The 25,834-nt window shown below is 36.9% G+C and carries 29 protein-coding genes; 14 read left to right on the plus strand and 15 right to left on the minus strand.

The annotated features are described in order from the left end of the window. The first annotated feature begins 33 nt into the window (after positions 1-33). Entirely contained in the window at positions 34-1,203 is a 1,170-nt protein-coding gene (locus ACKGJN_RS09715) for a THUMP domain-containing class I SAM-dependent RNA methyltransferase (protein ID WP_409539295.1), read from the plus strand. On the opposite strand, the gene ACKGJN_RS09720 is transcribed toward ACKGJN_RS09715, so the two are convergent. Genes ACKGJN_RS09720 through rlmD form a run of 3 tightly spaced genes read right to left on the minus strand, consistent with a single transcriptional unit; the run spans position 1,200 to position 3,791 of the window. Beyond that, entirely contained in the window at positions 1,200-1,904 is a 705-nt protein-coding gene (locus ACKGJN_RS09720; RefSeq protein WP_409539296.1) for a DUF6048 family protein, read from the minus strand. The two genes, ACKGJN_RS09715 and ACKGJN_RS09720, sit on opposite strands and share 4 nt — an antisense overlap. Continuing rightward, positions 1,870-2,400: a DUF6452 family protein gene (locus ACKGJN_RS09725; protein WP_409539297.1), complete on the minus strand. Its 531-nt coding sequence runs from the start codon at positions 2,398-2,400 to the stop codon at positions 1,870-1,872. Before ACKGJN_RS09725 ends, ACKGJN_RS09720 begins: the two co-directional genes overlap by 35 nt. Beyond that, positions 2,382-3,791, minus strand: a complete 1,410-nt coding sequence (gene rlmD / locus ACKGJN_RS09730; protein ID WP_409539298.1) for a 23S rRNA (uracil(1939)-C(5))-methyltransferase RlmD — start codon at positions 3,789-3,791, stop codon at positions 2,382-2,384. Before rlmD ends, ACKGJN_RS09725 begins: the two co-directional genes overlap by 19 nt. Before the next feature lie 174 nt (positions 3,792-3,965). Between rlmD and rocD the strand changes: the two genes are divergently transcribed. The 3 genes from rocD to ACKGJN_RS09745 all read left to right on the plus strand — a co-directional run bounded on the left by rocD (position 3,966) and on the right by ACKGJN_RS09745 (position 6,579). Next, complete coding sequence (rocD, locus tag ACKGJN_RS09735; protein ID WP_409539299.1) at positions 3,966-5,246, plus strand: ornithine--oxo-acid transaminase; 1,281 nt, start codon at positions 3,966-3,968, stop codon at positions 5,244-5,246. Positions 5,247-5,317: 71 nt separating this feature from the next. Then, the gene (locus ACKGJN_RS09740; RefSeq protein ID WP_409539300.1) at positions 5,318-5,977 is read left to right on the plus strand and encodes a TrmH family RNA methyltransferase; all 660 of its coding nucleotides are present in this window, start codon (positions 5,318-5,320) and stop codon (positions 5,975-5,977) included. 32 nt (positions 5,978-6,009) lie between these two features. After that, the gene (locus tag ACKGJN_RS09745; protein WP_409539301.1) at positions 6,010-6,579 is read left to right on the plus strand and encodes an SRPBCC family protein; all 570 of its coding nucleotides are present in this window, start codon (positions 6,010-6,012) and stop codon (positions 6,577-6,579) included. Positions 6,580-6,627: 48 nt separating this feature from the next. On the opposite strand, the gene ACKGJN_RS09750 is transcribed toward ACKGJN_RS09745, so the two are convergent. From ACKGJN_RS09750 to rlmH, 4 genes are all read right to left on the minus strand, one after another. Further along, complete coding sequence (locus ACKGJN_RS09750) at positions 6,628-7,386, minus strand: carboxypeptidase-like regulatory domain-containing protein (RefSeq protein WP_409539302.1); 759 nt, start codon at positions 7,384-7,386, stop codon at positions 6,628-6,630. A gap of 73 nt (positions 7,387-7,459) precedes the next feature. Then, the gene (locus ACKGJN_RS09755) at positions 7,460-9,280 is read right to left on the minus strand and encodes a DEAD/DEAH box helicase (protein ID WP_409539303.1); all 1,821 of its coding nucleotides are present in this window, start codon (positions 9,278-9,280) and stop codon (positions 7,460-7,462) included. 76 nt (positions 9,281-9,356) lie between these two features. After that, positions 9,357-9,929 (minus strand): non-canonical purine NTP diphosphatase, encoded by a 573-nt coding sequence (locus ACKGJN_RS09760; RefSeq protein ID WP_409539304.1) that lies wholly within the window; start codon positions 9,927-9,929, stop codon positions 9,357-9,359. Positions 9,930-9,931: 2 nt separating this feature from the next. Further along, positions 9,932-10,405, minus strand: coding sequence for a 23S rRNA (pseudouridine(1915)-N(3))-methyltransferase RlmH (rlmH, locus tag ACKGJN_RS09765; protein ID WP_409539305.1), 474 nt, complete (start codon positions 10,403-10,405; stop codon positions 9,932-9,934). A gap of 41 nt (positions 10,406-10,446) precedes the next feature. On the opposite strand from rlmH, the gene nadC reads away from it, so the two are divergent. From nadC to ACKGJN_RS09785, 4 genes are read left to right on the plus strand one after another with little or no spacing between them, the layout of a single operon-like run. Further along, positions 10,447-11,304, plus strand: a complete 858-nt coding sequence (nadC, locus tag ACKGJN_RS09770; RefSeq protein ID WP_409539306.1) for a carboxylating nicotinate-nucleotide diphosphorylase — start codon at positions 10,447-10,449, stop codon at positions 11,302-11,304. Positions 11,305-11,307: 3 nt separating this feature from the next. Beyond that, entirely contained in the window at positions 11,308-12,237 is a 930-nt protein-coding gene (locus ACKGJN_RS09775) for a YihY/virulence factor BrkB family protein (protein WP_409539307.1), read from the plus strand. 13 nt (positions 12,238-12,250) lie between these two features. Beyond that, positions 12,251-12,811, plus strand: coding sequence for a chalcone isomerase family protein (locus ACKGJN_RS09780; protein WP_409539308.1), 561 nt, complete (start codon positions 12,251-12,253; stop codon positions 12,809-12,811). Between the two features lie 56 nt (positions 12,812-12,867). Then, positions 12,868-13,299, plus strand: coding sequence for a DUF2147 domain-containing protein (locus ACKGJN_RS09785; protein ID WP_409539309.1), 432 nt, complete (start codon positions 12,868-12,870; stop codon positions 13,297-13,299). A gap of 109 nt (positions 13,300-13,408) precedes the next feature. Here ACKGJN_RS09785 and ACKGJN_RS09790 read toward each other — a convergent pair whose 3' ends face one another. The 4 genes from ACKGJN_RS09790 to ACKGJN_RS09805 form a co-directional block, all read right to left on the minus strand. Continuing rightward, positions 13,409-14,041: a hypothetical protein gene (locus ACKGJN_RS09790; RefSeq protein WP_409539310.1), complete on the minus strand. Its 633-nt coding sequence runs from the start codon at positions 14,039-14,041 to the stop codon at positions 13,409-13,411. 521 nt (positions 14,042-14,562) lie between these two features. Continuing rightward, positions 14,563-15,246, minus strand: coding sequence for an aspartate/glutamate racemase family protein (locus tag ACKGJN_RS09795; protein ID WP_409539311.1), 684 nt, complete (start codon positions 15,244-15,246; stop codon positions 14,563-14,565). 134 nt (positions 15,247-15,380) lie between these two features. Further along, positions 15,381-16,532, minus strand: coding sequence for an NAD(P)/FAD-dependent oxidoreductase (locus tag ACKGJN_RS09800; RefSeq protein ID WP_409539312.1), 1,152 nt, complete (start codon positions 16,530-16,532; stop codon positions 15,381-15,383). Between the two features lie 157 nt (positions 16,533-16,689). Further along, positions 16,690-17,013: an ArsR/SmtB family transcription factor gene (locus ACKGJN_RS09805; protein ID WP_409539313.1), complete on the minus strand. Its 324-nt coding sequence runs from the start codon at positions 17,011-17,013 to the stop codon at positions 16,690-16,692. A 302-nt stretch (positions 17,014-17,315) separates the two neighbouring features. Here ACKGJN_RS09805 and ACKGJN_RS09810 point away from each other — a divergent pair, with 302 nt between their 5' ends. The 6 genes from ACKGJN_RS09810 to ACKGJN_RS09835 all read left to right on the plus strand — a co-directional run bounded on the left by ACKGJN_RS09810 (position 17,316) and on the right by ACKGJN_RS09835 (position 22,455). After that, complete coding sequence (locus tag ACKGJN_RS09810; RefSeq protein WP_409539314.1) at positions 17,316-18,113, plus strand: sulfite exporter TauE/SafE family protein; 798 nt, start codon at positions 17,316-17,318, stop codon at positions 18,111-18,113. A gap of 176 nt (positions 18,114-18,289) precedes the next feature. Continuing rightward, the gene (locus ACKGJN_RS09815) at positions 18,290-19,684 is read left to right on the plus strand and encodes an MBL fold metallo-hydrolase (protein WP_409539315.1); all 1,395 of its coding nucleotides are present in this window, start codon (positions 18,290-18,292) and stop codon (positions 19,682-19,684) included. Between the two features lie 60 nt (positions 19,685-19,744). After that, complete coding sequence (locus tag ACKGJN_RS09820; RefSeq protein ID WP_409539316.1) at positions 19,745-20,056, plus strand: rhodanese-like domain-containing protein; 312 nt, start codon at positions 19,745-19,747, stop codon at positions 20,054-20,056. A 96-nt stretch (positions 20,057-20,152) separates the two neighbouring features. Beyond that, positions 20,153-20,416, plus strand: a complete 264-nt coding sequence (locus tag ACKGJN_RS09825) for a cation transporter (protein ID WP_409539317.1) — start codon at positions 20,153-20,155, stop codon at positions 20,414-20,416. 384 nt (positions 20,417-20,800) lie between these two features. Next, entirely contained in the window at positions 20,801-21,832 is a 1,032-nt protein-coding gene (locus ACKGJN_RS09830; protein ID WP_409539318.1) for a c-type cytochrome, read from the plus strand. 200 nt (positions 21,833-22,032) lie between these two features. Further along, positions 22,033-22,455, plus strand: a complete 423-nt coding sequence (locus ACKGJN_RS09835) for a rhodanese-like domain-containing protein (protein ID WP_409539319.1) — start codon at positions 22,033-22,035, stop codon at positions 22,453-22,455. 206 nt (positions 22,456-22,661) lie between these two features. Here ACKGJN_RS09835 and ACKGJN_RS09840 read toward each other — a convergent pair whose 3' ends face one another. The 4 genes from ACKGJN_RS09840 to ACKGJN_RS09855 form a co-directional block, all read right to left on the minus strand. Further along, positions 22,662-24,314 (minus strand): bifunctional metallophosphatase/5'-nucleotidase, encoded by a 1,653-nt coding sequence (locus ACKGJN_RS09840; protein ID WP_409539320.1) that lies wholly within the window; start codon positions 24,312-24,314, stop codon positions 22,662-22,664. 10 nt (positions 24,315-24,324) lie between these two features. Further along, positions 24,325-24,750: a sulfur reduction protein DsrE gene (locus ACKGJN_RS09845; RefSeq protein WP_409539321.1), complete on the minus strand. Its 426-nt coding sequence runs from the start codon at positions 24,748-24,750 to the stop codon at positions 24,325-24,327. Further along, positions 24,747-25,145: a DoxX family protein gene (locus tag ACKGJN_RS09850; protein WP_409539322.1), complete on the minus strand. Its 399-nt coding sequence runs from the start codon at positions 25,143-25,145 to the stop codon at positions 24,747-24,749. The genes ACKGJN_RS09845 and ACKGJN_RS09850 overlap by 4 nt, the downstream gene beginning before the upstream one ends. A gap of 207 nt (positions 25,146-25,352) precedes the next feature. Further along, on the minus strand, positions 25,353-25,778 hold the full coding sequence (locus ACKGJN_RS09855; RefSeq protein WP_409539323.1) for a hypothetical protein: 426 nt from the start codon (positions 25,776-25,778) through the stop codon (positions 25,353-25,355). Positions 25,779-25,834 lie beyond the last annotated feature (56 nt).

A 25,834-nucleotide genomic window follows, 5' to 3' on the forward strand; every position in this document is an offset into this window, starting at 1 on the left:
TAATGTATTTTTGCGGTTATAGAATTGAAGAAAATGGGAAATAATTTTGAAATGGTAGCAAAAACCCTCTTCGGGTTTGAACCAATATTAGCTAAGGAATTAAGAGCCTTAGGTGCAATGGATATAAAGGAAGGCACCAGGAATGTTCGTTTTTCCGGAGATAAGGGGTTTATGTACAAGGCAAATTTGTGTCTGCGTACCGCTATTAAAATCTTAAAGCCCTTTAAATCCTTTAAAATTACTTCAGAAGAAGATCTTTACCGGGAAGTAAATAATATTGCCTGGGAAGAATTCATGGAGTTTACAGACACCCTGGCTATTGATGCCACGGTACATTCAGAAAAATTTACACACTCCAAATATATAGCTCAAAAGACCAAAGATGCTATTGTTGACAGGTTTAGGGAGAAATTCGGTCAAAGACCGGATGTGGATCTTGATTTTCCAACCCTTAGGATCAATGTGCATATAGAAAATGAATATTGTAATTTGTCCCTGGACAGTTCCGGGCAATCCCTTCATAAAAGAGGCTATAAAACTGCCACCAATATCGCCCCAATCAATGAAGTTCTTGCGGCAGGTTTGCTGTTGCTTTCAGGATGGGAAGGGCAATGTGACTTTTTGGACCCTATGTGTGGGAGCGGAACTATTTTAATTGAAGCAGCCATGATCGCTTCCAATATTCCGCCGAATTTAAATAGAAAGGAATTTGCTTTTGAAAAATGGAAAGACTGGGATGTTGATCTTTTCGAGCAAATTGAGGCTTCGGTATTGAGAAAAGTAAAAGATTTTCATTTCACCATAACAGGATATGATACTGCTCCTTCTGCTATTATGAAAGCAACAGATAATATTGAAAATGCAAACCTTTCAGAATTTATCAAGGTAAGACAGCAGGATTTTTTCGAGAGTGAAAAGGAGCGTGAAAGATATCTTCATATGGTTTTTAATCCTCCTTATGGCGAACGTCTTGATATTGATATGCCTGTTTTTTATAAGCGGATAGGGGATACCCTGAAACAAAATTATCCAGGGACCGAAGCCTGGTTTATCACCTCAAATCTCGAAGCAATTAAACACGTAGGACTTCGTCCCTCCAGAAAGATCAAATTATTCAACGGTGCTTTGGAATCTAAATTTCTGAAATATGAAGTTTATGAAGGAACCAAAAAGCTTCATAAAATAAAAGATCTGCAGGATTAATTCTTTGATTTTTTATACAGCGGAATCAAATAGGAGATAGTATAACCGTAGCCAACCCCAAATGAACTATCGTCATAGCTGCGGTTAAAACCGGGAATGGTGAGATTGTCAAAATTTGAAGGTGTGCTTTGAGTAACCCTTCTTTTTAACTGAAGATTCGCGCCCAGGAATATATTATTAAAAAGTTCCACCTTCATTCCAACCATAAGTTCTACCCAACTGGCGGTAAGACCACTTGTTTCAAAGGGCCCCTGAACAATATTCGGAGGAAAAAACTGGGTATCGGTATAAATGGCATATTCATTCAAGGTTTGAGAAAAGGTTGCGAATCCGTATCTCAGGCCCACAAAGATCAAATTTTCCATTCCGGCCCAGTTTTCATAGGCATTATAGTCAACTCCAAGTTTTATATAACTGCCATTGGAAGTAACACTTAAATTATCCTCACTATAGTCCATTTTTTCATTTCCAATCTCCGCTGCCAGATAATAATCCTTATAGACCCTGTAATCGCCTAAAATTTCAAATCCGCTATAATCCTCGTCCAGTAAAGTGCGAAGAGGTTTACTAAGGTCTATTCCCACACGTATCCCAAATTTTTCCTCGAACTGAATGCTATCTGTAGCTGTTTGAGCATGTAGCGCAGTGCTGAAAAAAAAGAGAAGGCTAATGGTAAATAAAAATATGCGTATTGGTTTCATTTTCGATGATTTCTTCTGTAATGTTTATTTCTTTTATCCAAAAGCTATTAGCATCCTGCTCAGGTTGTAAATTTGCATTCAAATCTATATAATTCACCTTATAACTACAGGCCCGGTTGATATAAATTTCATTTCGCGCATATGCGAAAAGCAGCCTGTCCGGATTTCCCGTAGTATCTACTCCGGTAGAATCAAGAACAGCAGCATTTAGGATGAAGTCGTATTCGGTAAAATTTTGATTGGTTCTTAACGGGATCCGTATGTCCGGAATATTCACCCTGTTTAATAGAATGGAATCAGTCTCAGAGAGTTTCACCCTTAGATTTGCCGGAGGTTTCGGAATATCGCGTTCCTCAAAATCAAAAAATGAGATTCTAAGCTGAGGCGTGGTAACCGTAGATTGCGGGCAAATATCATCCCGCTGGCAGGAGGTAAGAAGCACCAAACCAAATGCCAGCGAAAAGAATGCATATTTGATTATCGTTTTTCTAAGCATACTACATTTTCTACATGAAAAGTTTGTGGAAACATATCTACAGGTTGTACCCGGGTGACTTTATAATGTTCATCCAGTAAAGCCAGATCCCTTGCCTGTGTGGCCGAGTTACAGCTTACATAGACGATGCGCTGAGGCAAGATACCAATTATTTGAGCAATTACATCCTTATGCATTCCATCACGGGGAGGATCTGTAATAATCACATCCGGATGTCCATGTTTTTCGATAAATCCGGTTGTGAATACCTTTTTCATATCCCCTGCATGAAATTCGGTATTTTCAATATTGTTGCGTTTTGCATTTTCACGGGCATCTTCAATGGCAACAGGAACAGCTTCTATTCCTACCACTTTTTTGGCATTTTTAGCCACAAATTGAGCGATAGTACCAGTCCCTGTATATAGGTCGTATACAAGCTCGTTGCCGGTAAGCTGGGCAAAGTCTCGGGTTATCTTGTATAACTCATACGCCTGTTCTGAATTTGTTTGGTAAAAGGATTTTGCATTGATCTTGAATTTCAGACCTTCCATTTCTTCAAAAATATGGTCCCTCCCTTTATAACATATCACTTCCTGATCATAAATCGTATCATTCCCCTTTGAATTGACCACATATTGCAAAGAAGTTATTTCCGGAAATTTTTCAGCTAAATGATCCATCAATAACTCCCGCTTCTCTTTTTTTTCTTTAAAAAACTGAACAACAACCATAATCTCTCCATTGGAGGAAGTTCGTATCATCAAGGTTCGCAAAAGGCCGGTTTGTTCTCGGGTATTGAAAAAAGCCAGGTCATTGTTATTTGCAAAGTCCTTCACAAAATTCCGGATATCATTACTGGGGTCTGCCTGCAGGTGACATTTTTTAATATCCAGGATCTTATCCCACATGCCGGGAATGTGAAATCCAAGTGCATTTTTATCTTCAAACTCTTTCCCGCTGTTAATTTCATCCAGAGTTAGCCATCGGCTGTCACTAAAGGAGAATTCCATTTTGTTCCGGTAAAAATAAATATCCTTGCTTCCCAAAATTGGGGTAACATCTGGTAATTCTATTTTCCCTATTCGGATTAAATTATTTTCGATCTCCTGTTGTTTGTAGAATAATTGATGCTCATAGCCCATAAATTGCCATTTACAGCCTCCACATGTCCCAAAGTGCTGACAAACGGGGTCGACGCGCTTTTCTGAAAGCTTATGGAATTCAATTGCGGTCCCTTCATAAAACGACCTTTTCTTTTTGGTGGTTTGGATATCGGCAATATCTCCTGGAACAGTGTTGTTTATAAATATTACTTTTCCGTCGGGCGCCTTTGCGATGCTTTTACCTTTTGCGCCGGCATCGGTTATTTCCAGTTTCTCGAATATGATGTTTTGTTTCTTTCTACCCATAGCGCAAAAATAGGATAATTGTAAAGATTTATTAATGCTGGAATTATAAATTTCAGATAAGATTTAGTAATTTGCGCTGGTTGCATTTGGATGATTTCTCTCCTCTTGTTTATTTACTTTTTCAGAAACAGAAAAGAAGGAATTATTTAAACATAAATCATAAAAAATACTGTCATGCATTTAGAAAAAATCACTTCTTCAGAACAAGCTATTAAAATGGAAGAAAAGCACGGAGCGCATAATTATCATCCGCTACCTGTGGTTTTGAAAAAAGGAGAAGGAGTCCACGTTTGGGACGTTGAGGGGAAAAAATATTACGATTTTTTATCGGCTTATTCCGCAGTTAATCAGGGGCATTGTCATCCAAGGATAATTGGCGCTATGCACGATCAGGCATCAACCCTTTCGTTAACATCCAGAGCATTTTATAATGATGTTCTGGGACCTTATGAAAAATATATTACGGAATATTTCAAATTCGATAAGGTTTTGCCGATGAATACCGGTGCAGAAGCAGTTGAAACAGCCATCAAAATCGCCCGGAAATGGGCATACGAAAAAAAGGGTGTGAAGGAGCAGGAGGCCCAAATCATTGTTTGTGAAAATAATTTTCACGGAAGAACCACTACCGTAATTTCTTTTTCAAACGATGAAAATGCAAGGAAAAATTTTGGACCTTATACCCCGGGATTCATAAAAATTCCATACAATGATACAGAAGCCCTTGAAGCGGCTTTAAAAAGCAATGATAATATCGCGGGATTCCTGGTAGAACCTATTCAGGGAGAAGCGGGAGTTTTTACTCCTGAAGATGATTTCATGAAAAAATCCAAGGCTTTGTGTGAAAAATACAATGCTTTGTTTATTGCAGATGAAATCCAGACAGGTATCGCACGAACAGGAGCTTTGCTTGCTGTTTGCGGAAACTGCACCTGTGAAGGTCATTGTGAACGTCAGGAGACTTATAGCAGGCCTGATATTCTTATATTAGGAAAAGCATTGTCCGGAGGGAATTATCCTGTTTCGGCGGTGTTGGCAGATGATGCCGTGATGAATGTGATACAGCCGGGACAACACGGTTCTACCTTTGGAGGAAACCCAGTGGCAAGTGCCGTAGGTGTTGCTGCTTTAGAAGTGGTGAAAGATGAGCATCTGGCTCAAAATGCGAGAAAACTGGGAAAATTATTCAGAGATGAATTAAATAAATATATAACGAACAGTGATTTGGTAAGCCTGGTACGAGGTCGTGGGTTACTAAATGCTATTGTGGTTAATGATTCTGAAGAGAGCTCTACCGCCTGGGATATTTGTATGGCATTAAAGGAGAACGGATTGCTGGCCAAGCCTACTCACGGGAATATCATTAGATTTGCACCTCCCCTGGTAATGAATGAAGAGGAATTACTGGACTGTGTTCAAATTATCATAAAAACTTTAAAAACGTTTGAAAAATAAATTTTATCATTTTTGTTAATCAAGGGGCTGTTCAATTTGAACAGCCCCTTTTTATAAATCAAAACAAATAAATGACTGTTGAACCCGGCCTTATAAAATATTTAGAAAGTTTTCTTACCCCAAAGAGGAAATCCTTATTTGAAAAAGTGGTGAATTCAAGAACGAATCACTTTACTGTGGCAACGGAGGATGTATATCAGCTTCATAATACCAGCGCGGTAATGCGAAGTTGTGATGTATTCGGAATACAGAATATCCATGTGATCGAAGAAAGAAATCTAAAAAGAATAGACAGGGAGATCGCGATGGGTGCCCAGAAGTGGGTGAGCCTAAACAGGCATAAAGGCAGTAAGGATTGTGTAGAGGCATTACGTGAAAAAGGATATCAGATTGTTGCAACAACGCCTTACGGAAATTCTGAAAATTTATCAGATTTTGATATTTCCAAACCATCGGCAATATTCTTTGGAACCGAAAAACATGGCCTTTCACAGGAGGTTATGGACAATTCCGATACTTTTTTAAAAATTCCAATGGTAGGCTTTACGGAAAGCTTAAATATCTCTGTATCAGCGGCTATTATTTTGCAGCACATTACACAGGAGTTAAGGAAAAGTAAAATAAATTGGGAATTAACAGAAAATGAGAAAAATGCGGTTAAATTTGAGTGGTTAAGAAAAACATTTAAAAATTGTGATGAAATGATCAAAAGTTATTCTAATACCGAATAATTTTTTACATTTAAAGCTGATAACTATCCCCTATGACCTTATTTTTTTATATCATTATCGGTATTATAACTTTTATTGCATTTCTGCACGCTTGGGCCGGTAAAGAATTTGAAATAAACAGAACGGTGGTGATAAACAGGCCAAAAGATGAGGTGTTCAATATTGTAAGGCAGTTGCGAAAAGAGCATTTATGGATTCCCTGGTTTAAAAATGATTTTAACGGAAATCTTAAATATAGTGGAGAAGATGGGAAAATGGATGCCTTGCTCTACTGGAAAGGACATAAAACATTTTACGAGGGCACCCAGAAAATAACCAAGATCAACCAGGGTAAAATAATCGAAACCAAAATTTTAGTTGTAAAACCCGTGAGAATGGTATTGATAGAGTATAAGGGATTGAAGGAGATCGACGAAAATAAAACCAAGATCGTTTGGGGAATAAAGGGAGGGCTTGCTTTTCCTTTATCTGTAATGGCTCTTATTTATCCGGTAGATAAAGCCTATGGTGAAAAACTGGAGGAAGGTTTAAAAAATCTTAAAGTCTTTATGGAGACCAAAAATGAAAAAAGCAGCTTAAAAGTTTTTCCTTCGGAAAAGTAAATAGTATAACATTTTAATTATTGATCGAAGGTTATTCTGAATATTTAATTATCTCTTCAACACTTTGTATTCCTCATAACAACCACTTATAGCATCCAGTATTTGAAGATCGTTTGCACTTCGAATAAAATCCTTGGAATAATTGCACCTTGCCAGAATTTCTTCAATGTCAACTTCATTTATTTGAAGAACTGCAGCCAAAGTTTGCCGGTCAAATTTAGATTGGAGCAGCGTTCTTATCTCCGCGTCATCTTTCATTTGACGAAGCTTTTTCATTTGTTGGGGCTTCTTTCCGAAAATATTATAGAGTGCATCTGCGGGATTAAAAATCGCGCCAAAAGCCTTTCCAACAGCACTGGAGGAAGAACCTCCGCCTTCATAAGCAGAATTCAGTCCTGAAATACTGTACCGATTATTCTCGTAAATAGGGATGTTTTTGGCATCGATCTCAAGGTATCCGGTTAATTGAATTGGTCTCACTATCACTTCTTCCAGGGCAATACCAATATCTGTCATCTTAACCTTAACCGACCCGTATTTTAACCAGTCATTGGTAACCCGTACCTGTATAGTCCTGAAACCTAAATAAGAAAAATAGAGGGTATCATTAACGGTAGCTGCGATTTCAAAATCTCCTTCAGAGTTTGAAATGGTTCCTTTAACCTGATTGAGATTTACAATATTCACGTTTTCCAATGGAAGATCATTGGAGGCATTTAAAACTTTTCCGGTTACGATGTCCTGGTCCTGCGCATTTGCGTTAAAGACCAATAAAAATAAAAATGTAAGGGGTAGTAATAATCTCATAAAAGTATAAATGCAGTGAGGGGTAAGTATAGTAAATATTATACCAAACTTACCCCCGCTGCCTTGATTTATTTTATGAACGTCTGGATTTTCTTCGGTTCACAGAACTTTCAATGTTTTTTTTACGACTTCCGCCTTTTCCTGAAGATCTGCTTTCACCACCTTCAGAAGGTTTAGAGGATCTTCTCCTTCCTCCTCCGTCTCCGGAATCTGAAGATCTTGAACCGCCGCCGCCTCTGGGTTTAAAATCACCACGGGGTTTGCTGCTTCTGCTTCGTCCTGAAGACCTTCCGCCACCGGTATCCTGAGAAATCTCAACACTTATGCGTCTTCCGTGATGTTGGAAATCCTGGAATGTAGAGATCACTTTTTCAGCAAGTTCAGAATTGGTGTTGAAGAAAGAGAAACTTTCTTTCACATCTACTCTGGAAACATCGTCTCTTCCAAGGTCTAAAGTTGCTTTTAAGAAATCTTTCAGGGTCATCCAGTCAAAATCATCTTTAGTACCAACGTTTATAAAGAACCTGGTACTGTCTCCACCACCAGAGCTTTCTGCTCTTGTTCCGGAAACCTTAGAATTAAGATCGGATGAATTTTTGTAGTAATTAAAGAATCTGGTAAATTCGACAGAAAATACTTTCTGTATAAGTTCTTCTTTAGAAAAATCATTAAGAACCTCTTCTATACCAGGTAAATAAGGCTCAATATCGTTATTGATCTTAGTGTTTTTTATGTCATTGGCCAAATGAAAGAGCTGAACCTTGCAAATTTCCATCCCATCGGGAATATCTTTTTGTTCAAAAGGTTGCTTTATAATTCGCTCTATGCTTTTTATTTTTCGTAATTCGCTTTTGGAAACGATTACCATAGAAACTCCGCTTTTCCCGGCACGTCCTGTTCTACCGCTTCGGTGCGTATAAATTTCAGGTTCATCTGGTAACTGATAGTTAATTACGTGAGTGATATCATCTACATCAATTCCCCTTGCGGCAACATCGGTGGCAACCAACATCTGGATTTGACGGCTTCTGAAACTTTTCATCACCAAATCCCTTTGATTCTGACTTAAATCGCCGTGCAATGCAGCAGCATTATAGCCATCTTCAATAAGTTGTTCGGCAACTTTTTGAGTATCCCGTTTAGTTCTACAAAAAACTACAGAGAAAATATCAGGATTTGCATCTGCCAGACGTTTAAGCGCAGCATAACGATCCCTTGAATTTACCATGTAGTATTCGTGCGAAACATTTGAAGTTCCCTGGTTTTTTGTACCAACGGTAATCTCAACTGGAGTTCGCATGAACTTTTTAGCGATTGTTGATACCTCTTTAGGCATGGTAGCCGAAAATAACCAGGTATTCTTTTCTTTTGGAGTATGGGAGAGAATCGCAGTGATGTCCTCAAAGAATCCCATATTCAACATTTCATCGGCTTCATCAAGAATACAAAATTCTATTTTTGAAATATCCACCAATTTCCTGTTGATCATATCCTGCATTCTACCGGGAGTGGCCACAATAATTTGTGCACCCCGCTGGATTTGTCTGGATTGATCTGTAATACTTGCTCCTCCGTAAATTGCAACGGTGTTTAATCCCGGGGTATGTTTCGCGTAATTTTTAAGCTCATTTGTAATTTGTAAACACAATTCCCTGGTTGGGGAAAGAATCAATCCTTGCGTTTGCTTACTGTTAGCATTGATCTTTTGAATGAGCGGAAAACCAAAAGCTGCGGTTTTCCCGGTACCGGTTTGTGCAAGAGCCACCATGTCGGTGTCTTTTTCCAATAAAATGGGGATTGCTTTTTCCTGTACTTCACTCGGGCTTTCAAAGCCCATATCTTCAATTGCTTTGAGTATTGCAGGATTTAATCCTAATTGTTCAAATTTATTCATATAAAATTTTAATAAGTTGCAAAGGTAAGCATTAGTTTATAGCTTATTACAAAAATTTTTAAATGAATAAAATATGCTAACTACTCAGGTAATCAAGCAACTCGCGTAAAGCTTTTCCGCGATGACTAAAGCCAGATTTTTCTTCAAGTGTCATTTCCCCGAATGTTTTATCACTTCCATCCGGTAGAAAAACAGAATCATACCCAAAACCGAAATCTCCCCTTCGCGCCCTGGTTATTTCACCTTTACAAATTCCAATAAACAATATTTGGTGTTCATTAAGATTTAAGGCAATCACGGTTTTAAATTGCGCTTTCCTATTGGATTTGTCTTTTAAATTGTCCAGTAACTTAGATATATTGGCATCGTCATTTTTCCTGTTACCCGCATATCTTGCAGAATGAACCCCCGGTTCTCCTTTTAAACTATCAACTTCCAAACCGGTATCATCGGCAAAACAGTCAAGGTTATAATGTTGTTTGACGTAATCTGCTTTTAAAATGGCATTTCCTTCAATAGTATCGGAAGTTTCCGGAATATCTTCATTGCAGCCTATATCGTCCAGGGATAATAATTCAAAATTGGGCGGCATCATAGCAGAAATTTCCAATAGCTTGTTTTTGTTGTGGGTGGCAAATATCAGCTTCATAATTATTTATGGTGATAGGGTTCATTTTTTAAGATTGTAAATGCACGATAGAGTTGTTCCACAAAAAACAAACGAATCATTTGATGTGAAAAGGTCATTTTTGATAAAGAAAGTTTTGCGTCAGCACGTTTATAAATATCTTCAGAAAAACCGTATGGTCCGCCAATAATAAAAACCAGTTGTTTGAGTCCGCTGTTTAATCTTTTTTGAATGAATTCAGAAAATGCTTCCGAGGAATATTGTTTTCCGTTTTCATCTAAAAGCACTACAAAGTCTGATGCAGCGACTTTATTTAATAACAATTCCCCTTCTTTTTGTTTCTGCTGATTTTCATCCAGATTCTTTGCATTTTTAATATCCGGGATAAGTTCAAATTCAAATCTAATATAAAATCCGAGACGTTTTATATACATCTCGGTTAAATCCTGAAGAGCGGGATCATCAGTTTTTCCTATCCCAAGTAATTTTATGGTCATTTCACTAAGACTTTGCTACATTTACAAAAATAATCATTGCGATGATCTCACAAGCACAATTTGACAAGGAAATTGAAATAATTATAGCCAACGCTGTAAGGGAAGATGTAGGGGAAGGTGACCACAGCTCACTTGCGTGTATTCCTGCATCGGCCAAAGGAAGGGCCAAACTCCTGGTAAAGGATAACGGGTTGATTGCCGGGGTGGAATTCGCAAAACAGGTATTTCATTATATTGACAAGGACCTTAAAGTGGAAACTTTGATAGAAGATGGAAGTGAAGTTAAAAAGAGGGACATTGTTTTCTACGTAGAAGGCTCTTCCCAATCAATTTTAAAAGCAGAAAGACTTGTGCTTAATGCAATGCAAAGAATGAGTGCAATTGCCACAAAAACAAATGAATTTGTAAAAAAACTGGAAGGGACCAATACGAAAATCCTGGATACACGTAAAACGACCCCTGGTATACGGGCACTGGAAAAATGGGCCGTAAAAATAGGAGGGGGAGTAAATCACCGTTTTGCGCTGTACGATATGATCATGTTAAAGGACAATCATATAGATTTTGCAGGGGGTATTACCCAGGCGATTAACAAAGCCAAAAGTTACCTTCAGGAAAAAAACCTTGATTTAAAAATAGTTGTGGAAGCACGGGATTTTGATGAAATCAAGGAAATTTTAAAATGCGAAGGTGTTTACAGGATATTAATCGATAACTTTAGTTATAATGATACCAGAAGTGCGGTAGAATTGATCAACAACAGATTCTTAACCGAGTCCAGCGGAGGAATCACTCTAGAGAGCGTACGGAAATATGCCGAGTGCGGTGTGGATTTTGTATCAAGTGGTGCCTTGACACATTCGGTTTATAATATGGATTTAAGTTTAAAAGCTGTTTAATTAATGCCATTAAAAAGGATTAAATCTTTTCCGCAAAGAATAGCGAATTTCTGGAAAAAGAAAACCAGCAAAATCGTACTTCCGGGTTTGGATGGCCTTACCGCTTATGATCTCTGGATAATTTATTCAGGCGGAATAATTAATGGAACCTTTTCTACCAGGGCAAGTGCTGTGGCCTTCAGTTTTTTTATGGCCCTATTCCCTTTTTTGCTTTTCGTGTTGAATTTAATTCCATATATTAATTTTATCGACGATTTTCAATTGCAGTTCCTCGTCTTTATGGACTCCCTTTTGCCACCTACCACCTCTGAATTTTTTAATGATGTTTTTTTGGATATAGCCAATACCCCAAGGGCAGGTTTACTTTCAATATCTTTTTTACTATCTATTTTTTTAATGGCCAACGGTGTGAATGCAATCTTTACCGGATTTGAATTTTCCTACCATATAAAAGCAAACAGATCCATAATCAGGCAATATATAATCGCGCTTGGAATATCTGTTTTAATGGCATTGTTATTGCTAATTACAGTGATAGTAGCGGTTTACCTCACCTATGCCATAGTAGATTTGAATGAATTGAAGATCATGGGAGACCGGGGGATTTCGGCCCCTCTGGTTAAGTATAGCATTTTTATTGTGTTGATCTATTTAACAGTAGCCACATTATATTATTTTGGAACAAAGGAAGGAAAGCTGGCAAAATTCTTTTCAATAGGAGCAACTTTTACAACTTTGCTTATTTTGGTAACAACTTATTTCTTTGGTCTTTATATAGAGAATTTCTCACAGTATAATGAATTGTATGGCTCGATAGGTGCATTATTGGTATTGATGATATATATTTGGCTCAATTCAAATGTACTTTTATTGGGATTTGAATTAAATGCATCTTTAATTAAAATGAAAAAAAATTTTAAAACCAGTATCTAAAAATTAAACAAAAATGAAAAAAATTCTATTTTTATTATTCGCTGTAGTTTCTATCGGAACTACCTCTGCACAAACAAAAGCAGCCGGTGTCATCATTCCTAATAATGTGAGTTTTGAAGGTGAAAAATTGGTTTTAAACGGAGTTGGTGTCAGAGAGAAATTCTGGATGGATATGTATGCAGGAGCTTTGTATTTAAGTTCTAAATCTTCAGATGCTAAAGCCATTATAAAAGCAAATGACCCAATGGCAATAAAATTGCACATGGTTTCATCTTTAATCACAAGTGATAAAATGATTGACGCTGTAAATGAAGGTTTTGAAAATGCTACCAATGGGAAGACTTCCGGGATCTCTTCAGAAATATCTAAATTCAAGGCTTTTTTCAGCGAGGAGATCAATAAAGAGGATGTTTTTGACATTGTTTACATTCCTTCAAAAGGAGTGCTGGTTTATAAAAACGGTAAAGAGAAAGGTTCAATTAAGGGCATGGAATTTAAAAAGGCTCTTTTTGGAATCTGGTTATCTGACAAGCCAGCAGATAAAAAACTGAAACAAGGGATGTTGGGTAAATAAACTCAAATATGAGAATCCCCTAGGCTGTTGGAATTGACTTAATTTAAGAAATTCATATGAAAAAATTGACCATATTGTTCTTATGTCTTGTTTTTACAGGTATGAATTGTCACGCGCAAACAGTTTTTGGCAAGTGGAAAACCATTAATGACGAAACAGGTAAAACCAATTCCATTGTTGAAATTTATGAGAAAGAAGGGGGCGAACTGCACGGAAAATTATTAAAGATTATGAAGGAGGAGGATAGGAATAGCTTATGCTCCAACTGTGACGGAAATCTTAAAAATAAGCCTATTGAAGGATTGGTGATTATGCAAGGTCTTGAGAAAGACGGCGATCAATACGTTGGTGGCATTGTTACAGACCCCAAATCGGGGAAGGAATATAAATGCAAAATCTGGCTTGATAAAGATAATCCCGATCTATTAAATGTTAGGGGTTATATCGCCTTTTTCTACAGAACTCAAATATGGGAAAGGGTTAAATAAAGACTTTTCATTTAAGGAAGTCATCTTGACTTTTTTATTGATTTTTGAAAAGGGCAAAGAAAAAGGCAGGGACTGAGTCTCTGCCTTTTATGTTTAATTTTTCCTGATATTATTTGCACTCTACCTGGCAGGTATCAGGAGCTGCGAACCAGCCGTTTGATTTGTTCATTGTTACTTTTGGTCTTCCGCCGCTTTCTGAACAATGGGCGATAGCAGCACCGCATTCGTCACCCATCTCAAACTGAGAGATTTCTATTACCGCCCCTATAACACCTTGGTTAACGGCAACAGTAAACTCATCGTGCCATTTTTGAGTTACATTCTTATTGAACTTATAGATCACAGATCTAAAAATCTGTCCGTTGCTTAATTCAACATCAAATTTCAGGCTTGTGCTATTTAATTCCTTAAAGTGAAAAAGCCTTATAAATTCGGATGTTTCAGGATTGGTTATAACTACTTGCTCACCGGCATGTTTTGTCTCAAATTTTTCGATATCATAATTCAATTCATTTAAAAACGAGAAATCAAAAGCTTTGTCTTCAGCAATAAATTTAACTGTTTCACCTGCTTCTTTAAAAATATAAGTGTTCGATTCTATCTCAAACACTCCTTTATTTTCAAATGCCAGCTCGTTTTCCAGAGCATTTTCTGTGGGAACTTCATTATTATCGGTACTGCACGAATATAGGCCGATGGTTAGTAATAATATTCCCGAAATAATTTTGTAGGTATTTTTCATTTTTTTTGGGTTTTGATTGGTTGCTTACTCTTTTGATTTTCAGCACGGCAAATTAGCCTGTCAGCTACTTTTTATTTTATGTCGAGATTCACTTGCACATTTTCGACTTTGGATGGTCAATCCTTTCATGACGCTATTATAAATTTTAAGATGTAACAAATATTTTTATATCAATATTTACCTCATTTTTAAAATAAAAATAAAGTTTAAATAGTAATTTCACTTGTAAATCTATTAAAATTTAGTTAAACCATTACAGGAAAGTTGATTATTTATGTGCTTTTTATAGGATTTACTAGCAATATTGCAGACAAATAGTTCAAAACTTAGATTTTTTTATTGAATTTTATTCTGATTGTTTGGAAAATGATAAGATGTTCAGAAAATAAAAAAATCCCATCAGGTAGCCAGATCCCTTTTCAAAGGTGAATCCTAATAAAAAAAGAGATTGAAAAATTTTGTAGCTCTAAGCATATTCCGAAAATATTCGCTCCTGAAGAAATGTATATTCTGGAACGTTTTTAATTTCCAAGAATAAAATCGGCGGCCATTTGAGCGTGTAGTGTTGTGGTGGCAATCATTGGTAAATCAAAATCATGTTCGCTTAAGAGCATAGGAAGTTCTGTACAGCCTAAAATAATACCTTCGGCGCCTTTTTCCCGCAACTTTTGCATTTGTTTTATAAAGAAAATCTTAGCTTCCGTGCTGAAGATTCCCTGGGTGAGTTCATTGGAAACAAAATGGTGGCATTTATCAATATATTCGTCAACCGGAATTAAAGTGTCGATATCATATTTTTCAGAAAGATGAGAAGAAATAAAATTACCTTTCATAGTTGGCCGGTTTCCCAATAACCCCAGTGTTTTCAATTCTTTTTTGGAAGCTTCCTTCCCTATTGCGTCTGCAATGTGAAGTATGGGAATATCTATTTCGGGTTGAACAAAGGGGAAAACCATATGAGGTGTATTTGCGCAGATAACTATAGCTTCGGCACCGGCCTCCTGAAGTGTCCTGGCAACTTCAAGATATTTATTATTGATCTTTTCCTTGTTTTGTTCCCGCATAAGTTCAATGTTCAAACTGTAAAGGATTAGCTCTGGGTTAGCCTGAGCTCCTATTTTTTCCCCTACCAACTCATTGATCAAACGATAATAAACTATCGTAGAGTGCCAGGATGTTCCGCCTATTAATCCTATTTTTCTCATTTTAATGATTTTAAGTAAAGAGTTGTCTTTATTTAAAGAAACAGTCTTAGTTATTGAATTGATTATATTTTCTTTTATATATTTTTCAGAAGCATTTATACATCTTAAGAGCGAAGTTTGTGAATTAACAGGATTTAAAAATTTTTAAAGAACCAATATTTTTCAGCCCACCATTTAGACCAGTGCCCTAAATGTTGAGGATCTTTCATTTTTGAATCGGGCCCGGAGGGATCGTATAAATGAACTTCGGCCTGACTTGCCAATCCTTTTCCATATTCAATAAAATACTCACCTTCACCGGTAAAGGTTTGATCCGGGACTTTATGATCCATTTTACGACCTATATTGTGTGCCACGATCTCTGCCTGATGCCGTGCGAATACTCCAATTTTTGGAAGGGAAATTCCTGTATCCAGTGGAATGTCGGTAATATCACCAATAGCATAGACATCTGGAAAATTGGTTTCCATGGTATTCCTGTTTACATCTACCCAGCCGGATTCTCCTGCCAAAGGACTATTTCTGATTACAGCCGGACTTCGATGAGTGGGAGTGAAGGCCAAAAGATCATACTCATAGCTGTTATTATTACTGAACTTCAGCGTATTTTCTGTAACGGAAGTCACCTGATGATCCGGGAAATAATGGATTCCTTTTCCTTTGAGTAATGCCTGTAGTTCCTCTGACATTTCTTTTCCGGCAAATTCCATAGGTCCTTTTTCCGGAGTATAGATTGAAACTTCGGTATTCTTGCTCAAATCGTGACGGCGAACATAATCTTCTATCAACATTGCTGCTTCATAAGGTGCTGCCGGACTTTTAAAGGGGAGGGAAGAAACCAGGATGGCAATTTTTCCGCCGGAAAAATTCTCCAGTTTTTTATTGAATTGTGTCGCACCTTCAAGAGTGAAAAAATTATAACCGAATTTGTCCAGATTATGGTCTATAACTTGCTCTACACCAAGAGAAACAACCATATAATCCCCTTTATATTCTTTTCCGTTGACTTTTACCGAGATGTTTTTTGGATCTACTTCCTCAATTTCTCCGTTGATTACTTCCAGTCCGGCAGCATTCAGTTTCTTAATATTTTCATATAGCTGTTTTGGCTTTCTGTCGCCCACCATTAACCATGGCAGGGAAGGGGAAAAAACACTTTTTTCTTCCTTCTCAAATACAAGTATCTTAACAAGGGTAATATCTTCTTCATTTCCACTGTACCGGCTTATTTCTCTTGCGGTTATAATACCACCTGTTCCGGCGCCTAAGATTAAGATTGTTTTCATATCCAGATATTTATTGTTTTCTATTGGTTATATGTAATTTACATTTCTTCACTGATGCTTGCTTCGAGTTTCTGTTATGCTCATTATATTGAATATTTAATGATATTCTATAATTCTATTTGACAAAAAGTTTCATGTATTACTTAATTGGCATAACTCATGATTTGACTTTATTAAATAGTTTCTGTTGTTCCTGCAAATTTTCAATTAGTACCTCGCGCATTAACTCACAGGCCTGAGACACCTTGCTTGAACTAAGAGAAAAGTGACTGCATTGCCCATCCCGTCTTACCTTAAGCATCCCTTTCTTGGTCATAACTTTTAAATGTTGGGAGAGATTGGATTTAAGTCCGCCTGTAACTTCAATAATTTCGGCGAAGCAATATTCCCTTTCCTTAAGCAAATGGAGAACCTCCATTCTTAAAGGGTGTGCAAGTGCTTTGCATGCTTCTGCCTGCAATTCGAATTTCTTTTTATCCATTGTTTATTTGTTTAAGAAAGATTAAACTAAAATCGATGGATGTTTTTTGATTTTTGTATTTCTGAATGTAATAAGACAAAGAAAAGATGAAAATGGCAGGGGATTTATGACTTTAATCATATATTCACAAATCAGATTATTTTTTTTATAATTTTTTTAATAGATGTATTAAATACCATAAACAACCAGATCAATTTAAAAATCGTATTTATTTATGGAAATTAACCTTCTATGTAACTATTGTTACTGTGTTGGCTGCCTTAACCCGCTACTTTTGCCAAAAAAATTATAATTATTATTAAATGGAAGTAGTTGATATTTTAGGTTATATAGGCGCATTAATTATTGGGCTGGTTTTAGGTTTAATAGGTGGCGGTGGTTCTATACTCACGGTTCCCGTATTGGTTTATTTATTGATGATAAACCCGGTAACTGCTACCGCATATTCACTTTTTATTGTGGGGACTACCTCTTTGGTAGGAGCGTTCAAAAATATGCAGAAAAAGCTGGTGGATTTTAAAACTGCTGCTGTTTTCTCCGTTCCTGCTTTTATAGCTGTTTACATAACCCGTATGTATATTGTGCCGGCAATTCCGGATCATATTTTTACCCTGTTTGGTTTTGAAGTGACCAAAAACATAGGGATAATGTTGTTTTTTGCTATTGTAATGGTAGCTGCTTCCATTTCGATGATCCGGGAGAAAAAGAACAAGATTGAAACTGAAGAAAAAATAAAATTCAATTATCCTCTTATTATTATAGAAGGTGTAGTAGTGGGTATTTTAACAGGTATTGTGGGTGCAGGTGGTGGATTTCTAATTATTCCGGCACTGGTCCTCCTGGCTAAACTGCCAATGAAAAAAGCGGTGGCTACTTCGCTTTTAATAATTGCAATTAAATCTTTGATTGGGTTTTTGGGGGATGTTCAAAATCTGGAAATAGACTGGGTGTTCTTATTGATCTTTACCACGCTTTCTGTAATAGGAATCTTTCTAGGTATCTATCTTAATAAATTTATAGATGGTAAAAAGTTGAAAAGAGTTTTTGGTTGGTTTGTATTGGTAATGGGGATTTATATTATCTGGAAAGAACTTTACTAAATAAAATTCTACTGTAACTTTTGTTACTGTAGATAAGCCAGAAGCATAGTAATTTTGCAGCTGAAATTAATTAGTTCTGGACAAGTTCCTGAACTATGAAAAAGGAATAGATTTCCGGACTTTCGAAAAAAAATACCGGTGAAATTAAAATAAAATTAACTTTAAAATTAAAAAGTATGTTTTTTCAACACGTATATGATAAAACCCTGGCACAGGCAAGCTATGTAATAGGATGTCAAAAAACAGGAGAAGCTATTGTAATTGATGCAAAACGCGATATCGACACCTATTTGGATATTGCCAATCAAAACAATCTAAAAATCACCCATGTAACCGAGACTCATATTCATGCCGATTTCCTTGCAGGGACAAGGGAACTGGCTGCCGTAACCGGTGCCAAAATGTATCTTTCAGATGAAGGAGGTCCGGATTGGGGTTATGAATTTGACCACATCGGTCTTAAGGATGGTGATTCTATTAAAGTAGGAAATCTTTCTTTAGAAGTAATGCATACTCCAGGACACACTCCGGAAAGCATCAGTTTTCTTTTGACAGATAATCCTGCCACCAAAGAACCGGTGATGTTATTTACTGGGGATTTTGTATTTGTAGGTGATATAGGACGGCCGGATCTTTTGGAAAAGGCAGCGGGATTAAAGGGTACCCAGGATAAAGGGGCTGAGGATATGTATACCTCTATAAAAAAATTCAGTGATTTACCTCCATATTTACAGGTATGGCCTGGGCACGGTGCCGGTTCTGCCTGCGGAAAATCTCTGGGTGCAGTACCAAGCACCACCGTTGGTTATGAAATGATCCGTAACTGGGCATTTCAATATCAGGATAATAAAAAAGGCTTTGTGGAATATTTACTGGAAGGACAGCCTGAGCCTCCTAAGTATTTCGCGATGATGAAAAAACTGAATAAGGTAGATCGCCCTTTGCTTACTGAAGTTCCTAAGCATAAAAAACTATCTGTTTCAGAATTTAAATCTGCATACAATAAAGGCATAAAAGTAATTGATGCAAGGGAAAAAGAAGAATTCGCGAAAGGACATCTTCCAAATACAATTCATATTCAGGGAAACAATTCCTTTGCAACCTGGGCAGGATGGTTTTTAAACTACGAGGAGTCTTTTATCCTGATTGCTGCCGATGAACAAATGGAAGACCTCACCCGTAAATTGATGCGGATAGGACTTGATAATATTCAGGGGTATATTTCAGATATTGATGCCTTCGGAATTCCTCTTGAGAAAACCGAGGTTATTGCTATAGATGAGTTTAAAACCTATTTGGATAAGGAGGATGCTGAGGTGATCGATGTTCGTGGAGCTTCAGAATATAAAGAAGGCCATATCAAGGGTACTAAAAATATTTTTGTAGGTACTATACAAAATCATATCGATGAAATTGATACCGATAAGCATGTTGTAATTCATTGCCAAAGTGGTGCCAGAGCTGCAATTGCTGAATCTATGTTAGCAAAACGCGGAGTTAAAGATGTGAAAGTTTATTACGGAGGAACCGAAGAATGGTTGGAGAAAGAAAATCTGGTTATTTCTGAATAATTATAAAAAATACGGACTCCTGATAACTTATCGGGAGTCCAATAACAAGAATAACTTTATATGAAGAATATAGCACAGGAGGAGTGGAGAAAATTATTGGCTGAAGATAAGGATGCGGTAATTATCGATGTGAGAACCCGGGAAGAATTTGAGTCGGGATATCTTAAAAATGCTCAGCTTATAGATATTATGCAGCCACAATCCTTTATGGATGCGGTGAAAAAATTAGATAAAAATAAAAATTATTATATGTATTGCCGAAGCGGGAACAGAAGCGGACAGTCTTGTCAGATTTTAGATTCCCAGGGATTTAAAAACACTTACAATCTTCAAGGTGGTATGCTGGAATGGAATGGAGAAATAGAGCGATAAAGAGTTTAATAAAATGATTGGTTGAAAATAAAGGGAGTCTTCGAAAGGAAGATTTCCTTTATTTGATTTAAAAATAATTTAGTTAAAATTTAACTAATGAGAAAAAGCATTAAAATACAAAATCTTAAATGTGGTGGTTGCGCCAGTACAATTAAAACCAAATTGGCAGAAATCACTAATATAGAAGAAATAGAAATTGATATCTCACAGTTACAGGTTGATTTCAGCTATACCGATGAGGCAAGTATTATTTTGGTGGAACAAAAACTAACTTCTATTGGATATCCACCTGTGGGAGCTAAGAATAACATGGTTAGCAAAGCAAAATCCATGATTAGTTGTGCTACCGGTAAACTTTGACAGGTTAATTTTAAACTATTGACCTGTTTTTTTTAGTTTTTCTTAGGCTACCTGGCTTCATTGTTTAAAATATGTTTATTGGATAAACGAAAAAAGCAGCACTTTTTTTTAAAGTGGCTCCCTTTATTAAATTAGGTTTTAATGGCACTAATTACCGGATCCGGCGTTTGTTTTGGTTATAATTTAGTTGAATTGGATCTTCAAAAAAAGATAAAAACAGTAAAGCTTACTATTAAAGCTATATCGTTATAGTGTAACAATTGTTACTAAGTATTTGAAATAAACTGAATACTTTACGAAAAAAATGAAGGTTCTCTTTTGCACTCGAAATTTAAGTTTTACAAGAGGAATATTTCAGAAATTGTTATAATAAAAGGGATTTCAATGGAGAGGTTTAAAAATTTTATCAAGTCGCTGTATTTTTTATTTGGGACGATTATTATTTTAGTAGTGGTACTTTTTTCCGTATTGCTCTATTTTAACTCTAATCCTACTTATTTTTTGGCGGATAAGTCGGTTGATGAGTTTTGGACTCCAAAAGACATCGTAAATGATCCTTTAAGAAATTTCATCGACCCGGAAGTCCGGTACGGTTTTCTCCTGGTGTCGGAATCCCCATCTCAAATGGGTCCCCAGGCTCCCGATGCCTCTATGCGGTATGCCGGAAATAATTTGAAGTGTACGAACTGTCATCTAAAAAACGGAACTCAGGCCGGTTCGGGTTCCTGGGTAGGAGTTATAAACCGATTTCCACAATTTCGTGGCCGGAGCAATAAGATAGGAACTATAGAAGATAGGGTGAATGGATGTTTGGAGCGCAGTATGAATGGGAAAAAAATGCCGGTTGATTCAAAACCTATGAAAGCCATTGTAGCGTATATGGAGTGGCTTAGTGAAGATGTTCCTAAAGATAAAGAAGCGGAATACAAAGGATTTCCTTCCATAAAATTACCAAATGTAGCTGCAAATGTTACTACAGGAAAGGACATTTATAATAACCAGTGTATGGTTTGTCATGGTGAAAACGGTGAGGGACAGCGCGCTGCAGATTTTGCGCAGGGATACTTATACCCACCTTTGTGGGGAGAAGATAGTTATAACCACGGAGCGGGAATGCATAGGGTGGTCACTGCTGCGGAATTCATTAAAGGAAATATGCCATTTGGAGAAGCTACCTGGGATAATCCCAAATTATCCGACGAAGAAGCCTATCATGTAGCGGCTTATATCAATAGTTTTGATCGACCTTTAAAATCTATGCCAGAAAATGATTTCCCTGATAAAAAGCTCAAACCTGTTTCCACACCTTACGGCCCCTGGGAGGATAGCTTTTCTGCTGAACAGCATAAATATGGCCCGTTTCCTCCAATTATTGAATTTTATAAAAAGAAGTATAACATTGCAAAAACCAAATAATTATAGGTCTTAAAATATTAAGGTGTTTTTGAGGTTTTTATAATTTTAAGACCAGATTTGTTATACTATGAAAATTCACAAACTTATTTAAAGTGTTTTATTTTTTGGATTTATGCTTTTATCTTGGCTATATTTATGGGGTTTTCTTTTAACTTTTGAAATTTAATACTATGCAATACGTCTCACGATATTTTTTAATTATGCTGCTATTTCTTTTGGTTTCCTGTAAACAAAATACAAAAGATAGCCCAGAGTTGTCTTCCAAAACCAAAAGCGATGAGCAAAATATCATTTCAACAGAGAATGGTGGTAACCTTACCCCTTTAGAAGTGAAGGATTTGATACGGGATAATCCGGATTTAATTATTATAGACGTGAGAACCCCACAAGAACTTGAATTAGGAATGGTTGAAAATGCTATTAATATTGATATGTATGATCAAAATTTCTTATTGGAGATAAAAAAATTGGGGAAAGGCCAAAAATATTTGCTCTATTGTTCTGTAGGGGGCAGAAGTTCTGCAACTTTAGAAATAATGAAAAAGGAGGGTTTTTCAAGTGTTTTTAATTCTAAAAAAGGATTCGCAAGTCTTAAAGAGGCTGGAATAGCTATTAAGGAATAAGGCTTGATTCTGAAACTATTTGATAATACCCTTCTCACGATGTTTTGTCCAGTCAAGGACAAAATAACGGTAAAATCCTCCGTGCCATTAGGTGCGGGCATATAAACCGAAACGAATCCTCACTCTTTTCCATTAATAGAAAAGCCCTGTAAAGTTTTAAACTTTCCAGGGCTTTTTACCTAAGGGCAATGCTAAATTTCCAGCTTTTACTGAAACTTATAATTTGTCCCGGGGACTGTGGAGAATGAGTACTCACCTAAATAATCGCAATAGGCTCTTCCTTCCAGTTTTGGTGATACCGGGGAGTTTACTTTTAAGTATTCCTCCACCACATCGTGAATGGTATAATCTTTTACTTCTACATCTTTCACTCCGGGAATACGACACAAATTGTCTTCAGGATCACCAGGACGAACACAGGCAGAAATGGTATAATATTCATCATCCTGCATTTCTTCGCCTTTCACGATAACAGAGTTTACGCGCTCTCCTTTTGGAGCCTGACTGTTAAAGTCTACTTCCATCCCGGAAAAACGCACCAACCAACCACCAAATCGTTCGGTTGAATTTTGGGCAAAGGCATTGTGCATTTCCCGCTCCAGCCAGTCCTTAATTTGTTTTCCGGTAACTTTTCCTGTTTTTACCTTTTCATTAACCGGAAGTAAGTTCCATAAATTAGCTCGCGTAATTGGCTCCGGTTTTCCATCTACCGGAACTATTGGATTTCCAAATCGAAATCCGTTGGAGATAGAGATATCTGCACCTGTTTTCCAGCGGGCTGCATCGGTTATCATATTATCCATTGGATTTTCAACGGTTAAATAGCGATAAATTGGAGTAGTGGTGTAACCTACAACAGCTTCCAGGTGCTCTTTATAAGGTGCTTTTGCCTTGTCTACAAGTGCCTGGATCTTGGGATTTGCAGCATATTTCTCAGGATCTACATCCATAAGTTCATAATCGTCTTTCACTATTTTACCATCTACAAAATACAGGTTTAATTTCCCTACAAAAGATCCAAAAGCACCCGGTTCGGTTACTTTTGCATATTTTCCTTCGATAGGTTGGCGTACCCTTTCATGGGTATCATTTCCTAAAATGTAATCTACATCTTTAGTCATTTCGTTATTGGCGAGTTCCACCTGCTTAAAAATTCCCATATGGGTTACCAGGAAGAGTGCCTGTACCTTTTTTTCATTTTTAACTTCGTCAATAAGCTTCAGGACATTGTCATCCAAACCGCTAAAACTAATTCCCTCGCTAAATATCGGATTTTGACGAATTGGAACATCCGGATCATTAACCCCAATAAATCCTATTTTCACTCCTTCTATTTCCTTGATCCAATAGGGAGGGAAAAGTCGCTTTCCAGACTCTTCGTGATACATGTTCTCCGCAATTACAGGCGTATCATAGGCATCTAAAACATTCATCATAGAAGTTTTGCCATATACAACCTCCCAATTACCGGGAATAAGCAAATCATAATTCATGTTTTTCACAATCTCTGGAAAAATATCTCCTTTAGAAAGCGCTGCATATCCACTTCCCTGGATAAGATCGCCACCATCTACAATAATGGTCCGGTTAGGGTTTTTAGCACGTTCTTCATCAAACAAGGTTTTAATGTTCGCCATCCCACCACGTGTTTTGAACACAATGCTGTCATTTTCCCAGAACAATTCGGGATGTGGGTCTAATTGCCCGTGAATATCGGCTGTTTGTAAAATGGTGATGCGTAAGGTATCCTGAGCATTACCCCCTTGTTTTTCATCAGATTTCATGTCCTGACAGGATCCTAGTAATCCAAGTCCAATGATTCCCAATCCTACAAATAATGTTGTTTTAAGTGTTTTCATTTTCATTTTTTTAAAGTCCTAAACTGTAATATCCTTTTTTCTGAAGCTGAAAATCGTGTAAAATACCATTTTCAACTATTTCCATTTCCTGCGGAATATCCTTAGGATCAACCTTGAATTTGTTCATGGAAAATCCGCAGGCTACCAGATGTACTCCAGCTTTTTCAGCCTGAGCTACAAAGCCTTTCATTTTATCTGTATCGGTTAATTGTGAAATGTCCTGCCCGCAAACAATAACCTGAAAATCCCCAAAGCGTTCCCCGTCTTCCAGCGCCAGTGCTTCAGCGGTTAGTATTATGGGTTTTAACTGATCTACTTTTTTGGTGAGCACAACATAATTGTTTTTATCATGAGTGTGTTCCGGTGCCTGCGCATTAACCTGTATGGTGGTTAAAGCCAAAAATAATGCAAGGCTGCTTAAAAATACTGTTTTCATTGTTTTGTTGTTTTAAAATCGTTTAATATAAAAAATAAAAGTCCGCCCAGGATTGCTATATTCTTAAAAAGAGGCCCCAGGGAATTCAACTGTCCTATTTGAACAGTAATCGTAATTGGAATTAATACCAAAGCCAGTATTAGAGCAACCCACCGGGTTTTAAAACCGGCAAAGAGGCTAATCCCGGCAACGAGCATAACTATTCCGGAGATAATAATTAAGTATTCGGGATTCCCAATAAAATAGGCCATGCCTTTAAAACTGGCCTGATCCAGTTTGGCAACAGTTCCTTCCACATTCATCAAATGATTGAAACCTGCAACAAGGAAAATTCCGCTTAACATCATTCTGAAGATCATCACTGATCGTTGTGTAACCATTATTTTGGCTGTCATAAACTATATAATAGATTGAATTATTTAATCCCACTGGTGATTTAATTAAATGTGGAGATTTCTTCCTTTAAAATACCTCAAGAGTGTGCTCCCGGGTAACTGATTCATTTTTTCTGAAAGATTTTTGATCAATACAAGAAAAATTAATAAACCGCCAGCTACTTTCTGTGTTGTGTATAGAAAATGCTGATTAAATTTCAGAGTCTGTTAAACTTGTGGGGGAGGATAAAATTTATCGCTGAAGGTTTCAAAAAATTCTGGAGAGGTATAATTGTAGCGCTGGTAATTGGTTTTTACCTCGATAAGTGTCCATCCAGATAACTGGAACTGAAATGGAGCGTTACAATAGGAATCTATAGGAATGATTAATACGTTTGAAACAGGGCTAAAGTCCCGAGTGCTTCCATTCTCAAATAACTCAGCTTTCTTGTTTTCACAAAACGGATTTATATATACTATTTCTTTGGTATCAAGAATGCTTGCCAAAAAATTGGTATCCATCATCAGGGATTTTCCGAAAAAAACCACCATAAAAAATATAGCTATATAAGACTTTAAATTCATTCGACGCCAAATATAAGTATTCACCTCTACTCTATATGTGACATTTGTTACATAGAGGTGTAAGTTCATTTCAGAAATTGGCTTTAGGATTTCTTTTTAGAGAACGTAACACTTGTTACAGATAT

The organism is Gillisia xinjiangensis (genome assembly GCF_046298265.1).
GTDB lineage: Bacteria > Bacteroidota > Bacteroidia > Flavobacteriales > Flavobacteriaceae > Gillisia > Gillisia xinjiangensis.